This window comes from Cohnella phaseoli (genome assembly GCF_003386235.1).
In the GTDB taxonomy this organism is placed as follows: Bacteria; Bacillota; Bacilli; order Paenibacillales; family Paenibacillaceae; genus Cohnella; species Cohnella phaseoli.
Map to the genome: position 1 here is coordinate 119,671 of NZ_QRDZ01000016.1, position 14,661 is coordinate 134,331.

General features: G+C 51.9%; 13 protein-coding genes and 2 pseudogenes. 8 read left to right on the forward strand and 7 right to left on the reverse strand.

All coding sequences use genetic code 11. The annotated features are described in order from the left end of the window. Positions 1-83 precede the first annotated feature (83 nt). From DFP98_RS40265 to DFP98_RS20075, 4 genes and pseudogenes are all read left to right on the forward strand, one after another. Positions 84-422: pseudogene (locus tag DFP98_RS40265) on the forward strand (response regulator); the annotation flags it as partial. Beyond that, positions 414-501: pseudogene (locus DFP98_RS40270) on the forward strand (DNA-binding response regulator); the annotation flags it as partial. The pseudogenes DFP98_RS40265 and DFP98_RS40270, both read left to right, overlap by 9 nt. Next, the gene (locus DFP98_RS40275; protein WP_425455544.1) at positions 489-830 is read left to right on the forward strand and encodes a winged helix-turn-helix domain-containing protein; all 342 of its coding nucleotides are present in this window, start codon (positions 489-491) and stop codon (positions 828-830) included. The pseudogene DFP98_RS40270 and the gene DFP98_RS40275, both read left to right, overlap by 13 nt. Next, the gene (locus DFP98_RS20075; RefSeq protein WP_116062391.1) at positions 827-2,242 is read left to right on the forward strand and encodes a sensor histidine kinase; all 1,416 of its coding nucleotides are present in this window, start codon (positions 827-829) and stop codon (positions 2,240-2,242) included. Before DFP98_RS40275 ends, DFP98_RS20075 begins: the two co-directional genes overlap by 4 nt. Positions 2,243-2,329: 87 nt before the next feature. On the opposite strand, the gene DFP98_RS39165 is transcribed toward DFP98_RS20075, so the two are convergent. Further along, on the reverse strand, positions 2,330-3,565 hold the full coding sequence (locus DFP98_RS39165; protein WP_181917810.1) for an S-layer homology domain-containing protein: 1,236 nt from the start codon (positions 3,563-3,565) through the stop codon (positions 2,330-2,332). 244 nt (positions 3,566-3,809) lie between these two features. Between DFP98_RS39165 and DFP98_RS20090 the strand changes: the two genes are divergently transcribed. Beyond that, positions 3,810-4,304 carry an SRPBCC family protein gene (locus DFP98_RS20090; protein ID WP_181917811.1) on the forward strand — a complete coding sequence of 165 codons (495 nt, stop codon included), beginning with the start codon at positions 3,810-3,812 and terminating at the stop codon, positions 4,302-4,304. A gap of 126 nt (positions 4,305-4,430) precedes the next feature. Here the strand turns inward: DFP98_RS20090 and DFP98_RS20095 are convergent, their stop codons facing one another. After that, positions 4,431-4,880 carry an acetyltransferase gene (locus DFP98_RS20095; protein WP_116062393.1) on the reverse strand — a complete coding sequence of 150 codons (450 nt, stop codon included), beginning with the start codon at positions 4,878-4,880 and terminating at the stop codon, positions 4,431-4,433. Between the two features lie 53 nt (positions 4,881-4,933). Beyond that, a complete protein-coding gene (locus DFP98_RS20100) occupies positions 4,934-5,668 on the reverse strand; it encodes a class I SAM-dependent methyltransferase (RefSeq protein ID WP_116062394.1) in 735 nt (244 codons plus the stop codon). A gap of 242 nt (positions 5,669-5,910) precedes the next feature. On the opposite strand from DFP98_RS20100, the gene DFP98_RS20105 reads away from it, so the two are divergent. Both DFP98_RS20105 and ant(6) read left to right on the forward strand, forming a co-directional pair. Next, entirely contained in the window at positions 5,911-6,642 is a 732-nt protein-coding gene (locus DFP98_RS20105; protein WP_116062395.1) for a bleomycin resistance protein, read from the forward strand. A 32-nt stretch (positions 6,643-6,674) separates the two neighbouring features. Beyond that, positions 6,675-7,541 (forward strand): aminoglycoside 6-adenylyltransferase, encoded by an 867-nt coding sequence (gene ant(6), locus DFP98_RS20110; RefSeq protein ID WP_116062396.1) that lies wholly within the window; start codon positions 6,675-6,677, stop codon positions 7,539-7,541. Here ant(6) and DFP98_RS20115 read toward each other — a convergent pair. Continuing rightward, positions 7,536-8,702 (reverse strand): oxalate decarboxylase family bicupin, encoded by a 1,167-nt coding sequence (locus DFP98_RS20115; protein ID WP_116062397.1) that lies wholly within the window; start codon positions 8,700-8,702, stop codon positions 7,536-7,538. The genes ant(6) and DFP98_RS20115 overlap by 6 nt on opposite strands. A gap of 212 nt (positions 8,703-8,914) precedes the next feature. Here DFP98_RS20115 and DFP98_RS20120 point away from each other — a divergent pair, with 212 nt between their 5' ends. After that, positions 8,915-10,420 carry a DUF2252 domain-containing protein gene (locus DFP98_RS20120; protein WP_116062398.1) on the forward strand — a complete coding sequence of 502 codons (1,506 nt, stop codon included), beginning with the start codon at positions 8,915-8,917 and terminating at the stop codon, positions 10,418-10,420. Between the two features lie 558 nt (positions 10,421-10,978). On the opposite strand, the gene DFP98_RS20125 is transcribed toward DFP98_RS20120, so the two are convergent. The 3 genes from DFP98_RS20125 to DFP98_RS20135 all read right to left on the reverse strand — a co-directional run bounded on the left by DFP98_RS20125 (position 10,979) and on the right by DFP98_RS20135 (position 14,651). Next, positions 10,979-11,464 carry a GyrI-like domain-containing protein gene (locus tag DFP98_RS20125; protein ID WP_181917812.1) on the reverse strand — a complete coding sequence of 162 codons (486 nt, stop codon included), beginning with the start codon at positions 11,462-11,464 and terminating at the stop codon, positions 10,979-10,981. 87 nt (positions 11,465-11,551) lie between these two features. Continuing rightward, positions 11,552-13,711: a hypothetical protein gene (locus DFP98_RS20130; RefSeq protein ID WP_116062400.1), complete on the reverse strand. Its 2,160-nt coding sequence runs from the start codon at positions 13,709-13,711 to the stop codon at positions 11,552-11,554. A gap of 55 nt (positions 13,712-13,766) precedes the next feature. Then, positions 13,767-14,651, reverse strand: coding sequence for a carbohydrate ABC transporter permease (locus DFP98_RS20135; protein ID WP_181917817.1), 885 nt, complete (start codon positions 14,649-14,651; stop codon positions 13,767-13,769). Positions 14,652-14,661 lie beyond the last annotated feature (10 nt).

Consider the following 14,661-nt stretch of genomic DNA (forward strand, 5'->3'; position numbering starts at 1 on the left):
TTATCCGTCTAAACCGGAAATCCCGCGAAGCGACCCTTCCGGATTGAATTGTTCGGGGCTCCTTTTTATTTATTTTTGGTATGATGATAAAAGCGAAGGATAACCAGCAAACTTTTATTTTCAGGAGAGCGGGCGAAAAATTGAGCGCAATTCTTATTGTTGATGATGAGTCTGACATTCGCGCACTGATTCGCATTCACTTAGAGCGAGCGGGCTTGCCAATCGTCGAAGCCCGGTCGGGGCGGCAAGCGATTGAGCAAATACAGGAACACTCGATTGAATTAATAATTTTAGATTTAATGATGGACGACGGAAACGGATTCGAGGTACTACACCATTTGCGCAGAACGAGTTCTAATGTACTTGTAATTGCACTTAGCGCCAGAAGAGAGATTCAGGATAAAGTAGACACTCTTGGCCTAGGAGCGGACGATTATATTACAAAACCGTTTAGTCCGGTGGAGCTGGTTGCCCGCGTTCAAGCCCAATTGAGGAGACATCGTTCCCATACATCGCCACCCTCCGGAATCATTCGATTAAACAACCTGGCCCTCGATGTAGATAATTTAATTCTGCACAATGGCGGGATACAGCATCCATTAACCGAGATTGAATGCGCGCTTCTGCAATTATTCATGACAAATCCCGACCGCACGCTGACCAGAAGGGACATCTATCAACAGATCTGGAAGCATGAAAATTACGACAGCAACAACTTGGGCGTTTTTATTAACCGGATCCGTATAATGCTCGAAGGCACTGACGATTCTCCGCTTCACCTTCATACCGTACGCGGCATTGGATATCGATTTTCAGGGGATGGACGATGAAGAATCGCACAAAGCTATGGCTTATCATACTGACTAGCGCCGTAGGCAGCTTGATTCTGTTTCTTGCTCTCTCTATCGTTGTAGGAAACATTTGGGTCAAGGGCTACAATTTGAACAAGTTGAATGCGATTTCTTCTGAAACACTGAATTTAATCGAACAGCACCATTTTCCCGACAAGGATAACCTTCGGCCTCTGCTGGATTCAGTACATAACCGGAACCCGGACCTGCGCCTGGAATGGGTCGCTCCTGACGGGGCGGTAATCTACGATACCTCAGGTGAAACTGAACGTTACGACTTTACTCAATTGGCGAACCGTATGGTGGATATGCCGAACAACCTTTGGAGCGTCAACAAGCAGGTAACTCTCGTTTATTCCCTCAGCTTGAACGGACAGTCCTATTATTTGCTCTTAAGTCTGCCCAGTGAAGCGATGCAAGCAGGACAATACTTCTTCTATGCGCGTACGAACGAGATCCTTTATACACTCATCCTGCCTATCCTTTTATCCGCCATAGTGCCGTATTTGCTGTCTCTATGGTTTTTCTCCTCCATTAATCGGCGGATCGGCAAGCTGAACGAGGCGCTTAATCAAATCAATTTTCGAAGTGAAGTTATCGTGCTAGAGGATAAGTCGAAGGATGAGATCGGGCAGCTTAACCGGCATTATAATGAGATGGCGCACCGGCTTCAAAGCCAGGCCAGTCAGATCGAGCAATTCGACAACCGGCGCAAGCTGCTGCTATCCAATCTTTCTCACGATTTGCGAACACCGCTAACTATGATTCTCGGCTATGCCGAAACGATTCGCGCAGGCGCCTATAAAGATGAAGACGAGCTTCAGGCCGGCGCAAAAATCATTCTGCAGCGATCCCGCTACATGGACAGTCTGCTAGATCAGCTATTGGACATCTCTCGGCAGAATGAGAATGCGCATGAACTCTATTTTGCCCCACACAATTTGTCCGAAATGTTGAGGAAGATCTTACTGGATTATCTGTTGATTTTGGATGATCGGAACTTCACAATCGAAGTCGACATACCGGATAAAGATGTAGTGATTCCTATCCATGCGCCCCTTATCGAACGTGCCTTCCGCAACTTGCTGGACAACGCCATTCAACACGGAAAAGAAGGGCATTTCATCGGAATTGGATTAACGGAAAATGAAAAGGAAGTGTGCATGACTGTCAAAGATCGCGGCAGAGGAATTTCACCTGGAGATCAAGAGTACGTATTTGAACGATCCTATCGTGTTGACGGAGGGAGAAAGGGCGACGGACTCGGCTTCGGACTGTCAATCGTCCGAGAGATCGTAGAATCTCATCACGGAAGTGTGCAACTGAGCAGCGTCCCCTATACGGAAACCTTATTCCAAGTCACGCTTCCGAAAAATCGACTGGGCAACTGAAGTTTCGTTTCCACGTTATTAAAAAATCCATCGCAGCAGGGGATGTACCCCGTACGATGGATTTTCCAATTTGGATGGTTCGTTAGATTAAGTGTCGGCGTTCGGGTTCGGATTCGGGTTCGGGCCTGTGTTCGGGTTCGGGTTCGGATTCGGGTTCGGGCCTGTGTTCGGGTCCGGGTCCGGGTCCGGGTCCGGGTTCGGGTTCGGGTTCGGATTTGGATTTGGATTCGGGTTCGGATTTGGATTCGGGTTCGGATTTGGATTCGGATTCGGATTTGGATTCGAGCCTGTGTTCGGGTCTGGGCTCGTCGTAGGCTCCGATGTCGATGGCGTCTTAGGGGTCTCCGGTCTCTTGACCGGAGATTCGGTCACCGTAACCGGGACTGGCTTACCCTCCTCATTCTTCACCTCATTGCCAAATAACGTCTTCAGTCCGTTCGCATTGATGACCGGCGTCTTGGACGTATCAAGCTGGAAACCTTCATGCAGTGTAATAATGATCGTCTTCTTGTCCTCGGACAGCACGAAGCTGTCCAGCTTCGGATTAAGCGGAACTCCGTTAATTGTAATCTTGGACAGATCGATAGACGTGGGATCAGCCCCTGCCGTCAACGTCAGATTCAACTTGTTCCCTGCCGCGAAATCCGCACCTGATACCTCAAGAGGTTTAGACTCTTCGAGCGTTCTGGCGGATTCAAATGCTCCGGTTGCAAGCAGTCCTCGATCTGCCGGCGTATTGCCGCCGAACGTACCATCCGGAGCGTTACTGAGTAGTTTAAGCTCAAGGGCTAACCCCACGTAACCTTGCGCCCAACTAGAAACAGTCTGATCGCCAACGCCCGAGGTCTCCTGTGCCTTATCATCCATACCCAACCCTCGTACTAAAAACGTAGCTAATTGCTCCTTAGTTACTTTCCCCGCCGGGTTGAAGGTACCGTCACCCATGCCTGTCGTTATTCCTGCTCTCTTCATCGCTTCAATATACGGTAACGCATAACCTACCCCAGGACTGTCGGATTTTACATCCGTGAAGGAGGATGTCTTGAGATTTCCGTCGACTTTTAGGCCCACAACGAGAGCCATCACTTTCGCGAATTGAGCGCGATTCATCTCTTCTTTTAATCCAAAATTATCCTCAGACATCCCATCAAAAATGCCTACTGAAATCAATGCATCCAACTTAGCCTTCGTCGCTGTGTCCAAGTCTTTTAGATCGGTGAAATCAGCCGACGTTTTTGCTGAAACAATGCTGCCGCTAGACGACACGGCGAAGGTCAAACCAAGAACCAATACGAAAGAACTGATAAGGGATTTCTTGTTCATGATCTTTTCCTAACCTACCTTCTAGTCATATTTTTTGTTGCTTACCCTACGCCCTTTTAAAATCCTAACATCAGAAACACCACCAAATATTAATGAAATATTAATGGGTCCCATCCCCCCCTAAGCGACCGTGGGCTCATCCGCTTGCCGGATAACTATGATATTATTGGGTAAAGCTGAGAAACCAAGGCAAGTTGCGGAAAAGCAGCTTGGTGAACTGAAACGGTATCAAGGAGGATCTCCAATGTCGGATCAAATCGAAGTCAAGTATACTTTTAATGCTCCGCGCAACCTCGTTTTTAAGGCATTCACCGATTCGCAGCATCTGCAAAACTGGTGGGGGCCGCAAGGATGGACATTTCAAGTCGCGAAAGCGGATTTCCGTTCCGGCGGTACCTTTCACTATAGCCAGCAGCCTGCCGACGGCGACAAAATGTGGGTTCGATTTGTATACAATGAAATAATCCCTACCGAGAAGATCGTTTACACCAGTTTCTTCTCCGATGCGGAAGGCAACAAAGCACGCGCTCCTTTCGATGCACACTGGCCCATGGAAACTCTGAACAGCATGACGTTCATTGAAGATGGAGAACAAACGATTCTTACAACGATTATGGCTCCCCTATCCCCAACCGAGGAGGAGTTCAAAACCTACTTTTCTTCGCAAGAGATGATTCACGACGGGTTTACCGGTACGTTCGATCAATTAGCCGCTTACCTTAAAAACAATTCGATCTAGCGAATATTCTGCATTCGACGAGAACGCCAAAGAGGGCCGCGCAGCAGCTGCCTATCGGCAACCTGTCGCAGCCCTCTAACTTATTGTAGGCGCGTAGCCTACAGATACAAATTCAGGCACATGCCTCTATGTCGCTCTGTACTCCAGGTGCAGCAAGGGAAATGGCTTGCCGGAGCCATCCAATTCCGACCGTCCCGTTTGCACGAATCCAAACCGTTTGTAGAAAGCGCAAGCACCCTCGTTTTGTTCGTTGACATCCACTTGGACTGTGCTTCCCTTTAATTTCTGGACATGCTTGATTAAGCGGCTTCCTATCCCCATTCCGTGACATTCCGGATCAACGAACAGCATTTCGATCTTGGTTCCGTCCAGTCCGATAAACCCTGTCGGTTCCTCCCTTTCATTCCTTCCAACCCATATCTCGACTTCCTTTAATGCCCCGTTTTGAACGATTGAACGGTAGAATTGAAGATCCGAATCCGACAAAAAGGTATGGGTAAGACGTACGGCACGATACCAAATGTCGACTAACCGGTCGTGATCCTCATCCTGATAGGGCGTTATTTCATCCGGCACGATTGTTCCTCCATTCGTTCCATATCAGTACGCGCCATCGGCGAACCAATCCCTTAGCTTTTGACCGCCGCAACCAGCAGGAACATCGGGCGACGAACTTCTTCCTGCCAAGCCGGATGGCTATCCAGCATTTCTTGGGTCGGTTGCAGCTCGGAAAGCTTCGTAATCGTAAACCCTGATGCGATTAATGCATTCATCTGAGTGGCGACTGTCCTATGGTATTTCACGACATCGTTATCGAGAAACCTTGCCTGCCTCGGACCTTCTTGATGATAGTTGTCGACAGGCCAATGCAGCTTCTCGCCTTCCGAATTATAGTGCCAGTCCTGAGCGGCAAGCGCGGTGAAAATAGGATGCTCAACCGAGAATACGAAGCTCCCCTTGTCGTCAAGGCAGCGATGGATTTTCCGGCAAATGGCCTCAAAATCTTCTACATAGTGAAGTGCCAGCGAGCTGATCACCGTATCGAACTCTCCCGCTGCAAAATCGATATCCTCGATCCCGAGTCTACGATACTCGATATGCGGATCGTCCGTCATCGTTCTTGCACGCTCCAGCATATTCTCCGAGAGATCTACGCCAATAACCGACTTCGCTTGGTTCTCGCGCGCATAGCGGCAATGCCAGCCAAAGCCGCAGCCGAGATCGAGTACCCTTTTGCCGCGCAAATCCGGGAGCATGGCACGGAAGGTTGACCATTCTCCCGCGGCCTCCAAACCGCCCACCGAACGAGGCATCGAGCTATATTTTTCAAAAAATCCCGAATCGTCATATTTGTTTTGTTGCATAGCAATAACCCCCTAAATCCCGATTCATTTATAGGATTGATAATCCCTCACCTTGTATTATAGAGGGTTTCTCGGTCTCCATCCACTTGTGGCAGGGTCAAATAGATCCTTAAAGCAGATGACGGATTTTGGTTATCGTACCTTAAAGGATCAGGGATAACCTCATTAAACCTTAGCATTTGCACGAATGATGTTTAATAAGGGGGTAGGCAAAAAATGATCCGAACACGGAGGTTGATACGATGACAACAACCCAGAGTGGCGTCGCGATTCCGATTTTCCCCTGCAAGTCCATAGACGAGCAATTGGATTTCTACCAAGCTTTAGGCTTTGAGCTAACTTATCGGCAGGCCAGGCCAAACCTGTACGCCTGCGTCCGGCACCCTGTTGTGGAATTGCATTTTTTCGTGCTAAAGCAGTTGGAGCCGGCCAATTCCTACAGCATGTGTTATGTAAGCGTCTCGGACGTGGATGCCGTGCACAAAAATTTCTGCGAGAATCTAAAAAAGGCCTATCGGAAAATCCCCGTTAAAGGTTATCCTCGAATTACCAAGCTCAATAACCTGGCGGAGGACCGAAGATTCAATCTCATCGATCCAGCCGGAAACCGCTTGTTGATCGGTCAGAAGCACACCGCGTCCGAACCCTCTCGCGTCGATTCATACGTTGTCGTGCACCCGTCGAGATTTGTTAACGCATTTGAAACGGCATACCGATTGGCGTACGCTAAAGATGATCCCGCGGGGGCGGCCCGAGTGCTTGATCTTGTTTTCGCGAAAGACGAAGAAGTACCCGTAACCCTTCTTTACAAAGCTTATGTACTACGGGCCGATATCGCCGTTGCCATGGACGATCCGAATGCCGCAGGAACTTATATTAGACGAACGGAGAGCTTATCCATGTCCGTTCAAGAGCTTGAAGAGGCGGCCGAAGCAACCGAACGGTTAAATGAGCTTAGAACGACTTTAGAGTAGGGATAAACCCCCTAACAGGGAGGGCATAGAATTTGAGAAGCGAGCAGGAAATGAGGCAGCTATTTGTCGACTTTGCCCAGAGGGATGAGCGGATCCAGTTGGCAACGCTTGAGGGGTCGCGGACGAATGTCAACATTGCCCCCGATTCGTTCCAGGATTTCGACATTTCTTATTTTGTGACGGACTTGGAATCGTTTAAGGAGAATGACCGGTGGCTGGACGTGTTCGGCAATCGCTTAATGATGCAGAAGCCCGAGGATATGGAGCTTTTTCCTCCGGAATTGGGCAATTGGTTTTCCTATATCATTCTCTTCGAGGACGGCAACAAGCTTGACTTGACGCTCATTCCGGTTAATGAAGTCGAGGCGTATTGGGAACAAAGCGACGGGCTGGCGAAGGTTTTGCTGGATAAGGCCGGCCTGGTGCAAAATGAAATTCGCGCGAACGATCGGCAGTATTGGATTCGGAAACCGACGGCAAGAGAGTACGACGATTGCTGCAATGAATTTTGGATGGTCTCAACGTATGTCGTCAAAGGGTTGGCGAGAAAAGAAATCCTGTTCGCGAGCGATCATCTGCACGAGATTGCCCGCCCCAATCTGCTCAGAATGATGGCCTGGCACATTGGAGCGGAGCGCGGTTATGACTTCAGCGTAGGGAAAAATTATAAGTTCATCGACCGTTATCTTCCTGCCGAGGATTGGGAGAGCTTGTTGTCTACCTATGACGGAAAGGCCTACCCGAATGTGTGGCGATCGTTGTTCGCCTGTTATGCATTGTTTAGGAAGTATTCAGGATCCGTAGCGGAAAAGCTCGGTTACCGTTACCCCGACTACGATGTTGCAATCACCCCGTATACGGAAAATATCTATGATCAGGTTTCGCGAACGGAATCATAGTCCGGGATATTTCACGACTGGCCACTTTTCCTTCCTCAAGGCATGCATGAGCTCCGGCCCGGCATTTAGATTCTCCTGTACCAGTTGATGAGGGGTCAGCGCCATCCACTGATTCAACGATACGTCTTCAAAACGGCTGCTTTTGAACATCTCCAGAAACCACACGCTTTGATCGCCGGTATTTTGAACGTAATGGCCGAAGGCGCGCGGCACATAGCCTACGTCGCCCGCTCGGTAATCGAAGGTACGCGCTGTCCCTAGACCGCCGAAGACGGTCATCCGCGCCGTCCCCGACATATAGTACTGCCATTCGTCCGCGTTCGGGTGCCAGTGCAATTCCCTCATTCCGCCCGGCTTGATTTCGACTAAAGCCGCTGCGACCGTCGTTGAGATCGGAAAGTTCGTCGAATCGACAATTCGGACGGTACCGCCCGGAAATACCTGCGGAGCCTGCGCAAGCAGACGGTGCGTAAAGCTTAACGGCACGGTTCCGAAGGGATCCTCCACCTTTTGCGATTCAAGGGTGCCGGGCGCGGTTCCCTGGAAAATGTACACCTGATCCTTGGGGATATTCCGAAAGGCATGCTCCGGCACGCCGAAATTCGCGGATAGCACGTCTTTCGGAGTATGCGCGAACCAATCCGTTATAGATAAGGTGTTCAGATCGGAGAAGCTGCCGTCGTCGAAAACGAGCAAAAACTCGCAGCCTTCTTCCAGCCCTTGAATCGAATGCGGAATGCCCGCCGGGAAAAACCACAAATCTCCCACGCCGATATCGGCGATAAAGTTTCTCCCGTTCTGATCGACGGAGGTCACACGCGCGCGGCCCACAAGCATGATCGCCCATTCCGACTGCTGATGCCAATGCAATTCGCGTACGCCGCCGGGAGTCAACGCCATATTCACCCCGGCCAGCGTAGTCGCAATCGGAAGCTGTCTCACGGTGACCTCCCGCGACCAGCCTCCATGATTTAACTGCATATAAGTATCGGAGAACGAAAACTTCAGATTCGGAAGCGTCCCGGCATCGGTAACGGGCGGGACAAGCATATCCGGATTTTCAATATCCCGCATCACATCCCGCGGACCTAGATCCCACCAGCCGGTGCCGTCGCCCCTGATCGGCTGAGGCACATCTCCATACCGTTCTTCATTCTGCAAAATGTACTCCCCTCGCTTCAATAACTTCGAATAGGCACTGGGTAAGCGCCCAATTACAGGTTATGAATGAGATTGAGAGTTGGGAACCTTCATTAAGCGGCTAGCCGCTTCTGGAAATCGGCCGAGTATTCGGCAAGGCATGCTATAATATGGATATCCTAGAACGCTCAATCACAAGATTCATAAATCATCCCAATGCGGAGGCTAAATTCATGAGGCTGGATGCGGATATCACGGAGCTGGTGAAGCACACAAAGCGCAAGTTGAGGGGACTAGCCTTATCTCAAGTATTAGAGGAATTTGACAGCCAGATTATGGGACTGAGCGACGACAAGCGCCGGTTGAAGTACGAGAAAATGAGAGGCAGCGCTTATTCATTTTTTCGCGGCAGCGCCTATTTGTTTTACTACGACATGAGCAATGAATGGCTGCCCTATCACACCCGTCCGGAGCGTCCGACTTGGATTCAAGGCGATCTGCATATTGAGAACTTTGGCGCGTTCCGAAGCGAGAAAGGCCGAATCGTCTTCGACGTTAACGATTTTGACGAAGGCTGCATCGGGTCCTACTTGTATGACGTTCTTCGCATGTCCGTCAGCCTCTTGCTTGCTATGCCCGAAGATACGCTATCGATCGAAGAGCAAATCGACACTGTGAATGCCTACTTGTCCGCCTACGTGGAGCAGATTACAAAGTACGCTGAACGAGAAGAGGATCCCGGCGATCTTGTGTTCGACGAGCATTCGACCAAAGGGCCTATTCGCAAGCTATTGAGGAAAACGGAAAATCTTGCGGCAAGCAATTTCGTTGAAAAGATCACCTTATTGGAAGAAGGGCGGCGCGTATTCCGTTGGTCGGAGGAGATTCAGAAACCGACGGAAGAGGAGGAACAGCTCATCGTAACCGGATGGACCGAATACATGAGCCATTTATCTTCCCGATTAGGACTTCCGGATTCTTATTATCGTCTGAAGGACATTGCGGTCAAACATGGTTCCGGTACTGCCTCTATCGGGTTGGACCGTTATTATGTGCTTATGGAGGGCGGAGAGGAGCACCAAGGGCTCGACGATCTTATTATCGAAATCAAGGAAGTACGCGCGCCGGTTCCGGTGTACTTCATGCCTTTTAACGACGAATTCTGGGAACAGTTCGCCCATCAAGGAAAACGGGTGATTACGACCCAGCAAGCGATGCATCATGAAGCCGATCCTTTCCTCGGCTACTTGACGATGAACGGCCGGCATTTCTACGCCAGAGAAAGATCGCCGTACAAGAAAAAGCTGAAACTGCTTAAGCTCAAGGAATCGAAGGATTGGCTGAAGACGGCGGAATGTATGGGACGGATTACAGCCAAACTGCATGCCCGCGCGGATGCGGATGTAGAGAATGGCATCTTAAGCTATCACAGCGAGGACGAAATTGTCCGGGCGATCGGCAAAGACACAGAAGCATTTTGCGACTATGTAACGAATAGAGCCTTATCCTACTCGCATCAGGTAAGGGAGGACTATGCGTTGTTCGCGGAATGGAGCGAGGCATGGGATGCAAAGACAGCCCGGGCTTCCCGCAGAAAAAGCAAGGCGGCTCGCCTAAAGGAGATGGCCCTTAAAGCCGAAGCGTCTCCTCCTACTCCTAGTAGGAAGAGAACGCGGACCGCGGCCAAAGGAACGGTGCAAGACTCCCCGAAACCGATTGAAACCAGTCAACCGGAGTAACGGAGTGGTTTGTATTCGCTTGTAGGGCTGTCTCGAATTGGTGGGCGAGGCAGCCTGCGGGGGCCACTTAGGCACTTTTTGGGCCTACACTACACAGTCTGGCTAAGCCAAGGCACCTTTTTGGCCTCCGCTACACAGCTTGGCTAGCGCCAAGGCACTTTCTTGGCTTCCGCTACACAGTCTGGCTAGCGCCAAGGCACTTTTTGGGCCTACACTACACAGTCTGGCTAGCGCCAAGGCACTTTTTGGGCCTACACTACACAGTCTGGCTAGCACCAAGGCACTTTCTTGGCCTACACTACACAGTCTGGCTAGCGCCAAGGTACTTTCTTGACCTCCGCTACACAGTCTGGCTAGCGCCAAGGCACTTTCTTGGCCTCCGCTACACAGCCCGACGAGCACCAAGGCACTTTCTTGGCCTACACTATACGAGACAACGAGATGCTCTTAATCGTCCCACCTGAGGCGATGGAGAAATCAGGTTCAACAAGATAACACGACTCCAAGCATCGGCACTCGGGCGAGGATTTCTATTTGAGTTGACTTATGGAATCGGCTTTACGAAATGGGCACATAGATTTCAATGACATTGTCAGCCTTGTCGAGACGGTCGAGTTCTTCCCATCGTTCGATATCATATTCTCTGGCATCGGTGTATCCGTTCAAGTCTAGCCATTCGTTAATAGCCGCATGGGTCGCGTCAATATCGCCTTCATCCCCTTGATGCAGGAAGCGAAGAAACCTACCCTCAGGAACAATGTGAACTATCATCCCCTCCGGTGCTGCAGGCGGGTGTTGGTTCACTTCAACCGCTACAATATGGGTATGCGTTACATCCGGCGTCCAATCGCAATCCGGGTATACCTGAACAAGCATCATACTCCTGTCGACACGCTGCGATATTTCCGCAATCCGGGATGCAAGCTTTTCTCGCAATCCGGCGACAATCGCCCCCTCAACATCATCATTCAAGCTGGCCTCAACGCTGTATCCGACCAAGTTCATCCTCTTGCGCGTAACGATTTCAACCTCGGACTTCAGCATTCTATACCTCGCTCGTTCTTCAATTTTGACACATTGTTGGGTCTCGAATAAGGCCATAGTCCCTGAATCGACCGCGTCCTACGCAACCTAATTTCGTCCGGTTAATGCCAACGACTGCCGGTAATCGCCGAACTCTTTAGCCAAGACGGAACGTACTTGCTTAATCTTCCACTGCAGATGCTCGCGGTCGGTCATGTAGTCCATCGACGCCTCCCAGCCCAGGCGGGAATCGGCTTCGACGAGCGGAATCGTGCTCTCCGCGTTCGCGACCTCCAGCAAGGCAACCCGCTCCATCTCTTTCAGCAGCTCCTCGGCCCTCTCCGCATCGGGTTCGGCGAACAGCTTCGTCTTCAGCATATACCATTTCTTCAGATGAATCGTCGTTTGCACGGAATTAGCGATAAAACGGCCGATGCCCAGCATACGTTCGCCTTCTTCCAGCTTTTGTCGTCCACCCCCGCCTCCAGTCGCATCGCTCCCCAGAGCCGTCAATGCCCGCTCCAAGCAAGCGTTGCCCCGCAGCATCTCCTCCAGCATTCGCTCCAGACTGCGAATCTCGACTCCGAATCGGGCGATGCCGAGCGATTGGCGAGGATCCTCATGCGGCTTGTAGTCCGTCAGGACGATTTCGTTGCCCCACAGCGCGTGCCAGGCCGCCGGAATCTGGACGGGCTGCCGGAACACCATCGGATACGACGGACCGACGCGGAACGGACCGTATTGGTCTTCGTTCGTCGGCACATAATGCCGAATCGCTTCGCTCCAGTGCCCCCAAGCTTCCAGCGCGTGCTCCGCCCCGCTTTCCCCGAAATCGCGTCGGGCGATCCCGGCCAGGGCCTCCTCTGCGGATAACCCGTTCGTCCAATAAGACCATTTCGTCAGCTCGCTGACAAATGACGGCCACCAGCCGTAATGATGTGTTTCCATCAAACCGGACAGGCCCCAATCCACCCTTGCGCGATGAAGGGCTTCGTGGCGTCTCGTCCACTGTCCCGGCATCGGCTGATACGGGATGACGCCGACATCCCAAGTCAACCCTCCCGTATTGCTCATCGCGTACAGCTTGATGCCCCGTTCGCTTGCCGCCTCCGCCTCGCTTCGAAAGTACTCGCCGGGCCCCTCGAACGATAACGTGTAATCCACGCACACGTTCGTGACGTTCTCCCGCTGCACCTGCTCGAACATCTCGAAGGTGACGAGCAGCGTAATGTCGTCCGGCAAGTCGCGAATAAGCCGTAGCCGATCTTCCGCCGGAGCCCAGCCCCAGTTGTACGTCCAGAACACGATCTCCGCCCCGGCGTTATGCTTGCGCACCGCCTTCTTGACCGCGTTCACCCACTGCGGATAGTCCGTGCACGGCCACCAGCCCGGGCTCGGCTTTGTCTTCGGCTCGTCCGAAGGCCAATCCAGCCGAAGCACGCCCGTCGTATTCGGATCCTTGCTCGGAAATTCGACCGACTCCCCGACGAGGATAACCCCTTTGAATCGAGGACAGGCCTCGAAAATCTTGCCGTACGTCCCCGCGTAGTAAGCCTCGGCGCCGGAATCCTCCGGATGCACGCGGCTGCTGTCCAGATAGCTGTACATGTAGACGTCGAGTCCGTATTTCTCCGCCCGGTCGATCAGGTTGTTGAAATCCTGATGCCCGTCCGTCGTCCGATCCACATCCTTGACGAACAGCAAGATCGCGTCGATGCCCGCATGGGCCATCGCGTTCAGATGCTCGTCCGGATAATGATCGAGTCCCCATCCGGAATGCGCCATTCGCGGTGCGAACAGCGGCTCCCGCGTAACGTCCCGGGTCTCGACGATCGGAGCTTCCCGCAAGTTCATCAAGTCTTCCAGAAAGTAGCTTCCTTGCCCGACTCCCCTGTCGTCATATCCGCATACGAGGATACGTTGCTGCTCCACGATCAGTCTGTAGGAGCGAGGCTCGGCCAAGCTCCCCCCTATTCCCGAAGACCAATCCTTCTTCTCCCCCAGCACGATGACGCGCTCCTCGGCAGCTGCCGCCGACACGTCGAGAACTCGCCGCAAGCCTACGGATACGTTCATGCTGACGTCGAAATAGTCCTGCAAATCCTTGGCGACCCGCCGGATTAGCGGCGATGCCCCCTCCCCCGTCACGATGGTCCACCCCTCGTCTACCAGCGCTTCTCCTCCGGATGGAAGAACCTCCGGATTTCGCCTATTCGGTTTATGCGCCGTCTCCAACCGCCTACGAAACTCGTATTTCTTTTCCGCCACGTTAGACCCTCCCTAAGCCGCGTTCTCGTTTTTCCGGATTGCTCCCGTTCCCCATCTATTCTTTGACGCTGCCCATGACGATTCCTTTCACGAAATACCGCTGCAAGAACGGATACACGAGCATGATCGGCAGCGCACCCACGAAGATTTGCGCGGCCTTGGCCGTGCGATCCGATACTTCCCGAAGATTGTTGAGCGCCTCTCCCGTTACGGACGTCAGATCCATACGGACCAGAATCGTCTGCAAATACGTGGACAGCGGATAATTGTCGTGAGACTTCATCAAGATCAGCCCGTCGAACCAGGAGTTCCAATGATTCACGATCGTAAACAGCATAATCGTCGCGATCGCCGGCATGGACAACGGAGCGTATATGCGCCACAGCGTCGTCCAATGTCCCGCTCCGTCGATGGAAGCCGATTCCTCCAGCTCCTTCGGCAGTCCGCGAAAGAAATTCAGCAGCAAAATAATATTGAACACCGGGACCGCGCCCGGGAGCACGAGAGCCCAGATCGTATCCATGATGCCGGTCCACTTGATCGTCATATACCAAGGAATCAAGCCGCCGTTAAACAAAATCGTAAAGACGAAAGCCCAGGCATAGATTGTCCGCATTCGGAAAGCGTGCGTCTCCTTCGATAACGGGTAAGCCACGAGCAGCGTGATGAGCATGCCGACGACGGTTCCGAGCGAGACCCGCTGCAGCGTCACTCCGATCGAGGTTAGAAATTCCGGTTTTTTCAAAATAAACTCGTAAGAGCTCGTCGTGAACCCGACCGGCCACAAACTGACGAGCCCCGCCCCCGCTTCGCTGCTCCCGCTGAAGGAGATCGCCAGAATGTGGATGATCGGCAGCAGGCAAGCGAACGACAAGGCGACCAGGAACAGGATGTTGAACGCGTTGAACACCCGATACCCCATACTCATTCGAATCATGATCGCGTCCCTC

Coding starts and splice junctions, on each gene's coding strand:
- DFP98_RS20100 (WP_116062394.1), bottom strand. CDS start 5,668: ATGCAACAAAACAAATATGACGATTCGGGATTTTTTGAAAAATATAGC.
- DFP98_RS20125 (WP_181917812.1), bottom strand. CDS start 11,464: ATGCTGAAGTCCGAGGTTGAAATCGTTACGCGCAAGAGGATGAACTTG.
- DFP98_RS39165 (WP_181917810.1), bottom strand. CDS start 3,565: ATGAACAAGAAATCCCTTATCAGTTCTTTCGTATTGGTTCTTGGTTTG.
- DFP98_RS20090 (WP_181917811.1), top strand. CDS start 3,810: ATGTCGGATCAAATCGAAGTCAAGTATACTTTTAATGCTCCGCGCAAC.
- DFP98_RS20105 (WP_116062395.1), top strand. CDS start 5,911: ATGACAACAACCCAGAGTGGCGTCGCGATTCCGATTTTCCCCTGCAAG.
- DFP98_RS20075 (WP_116062391.1), top strand. CDS start 827: ATGAAGAATCGCACAAAGCTATGGCTTATCATACTGACTAGCGCCGTA.
- DFP98_RS20120 (WP_116062398.1), top strand. CDS start 8,915: ATGAGGCTGGATGCGGATATCACGGAGCTGGTGAAGCACACAAAGCGC.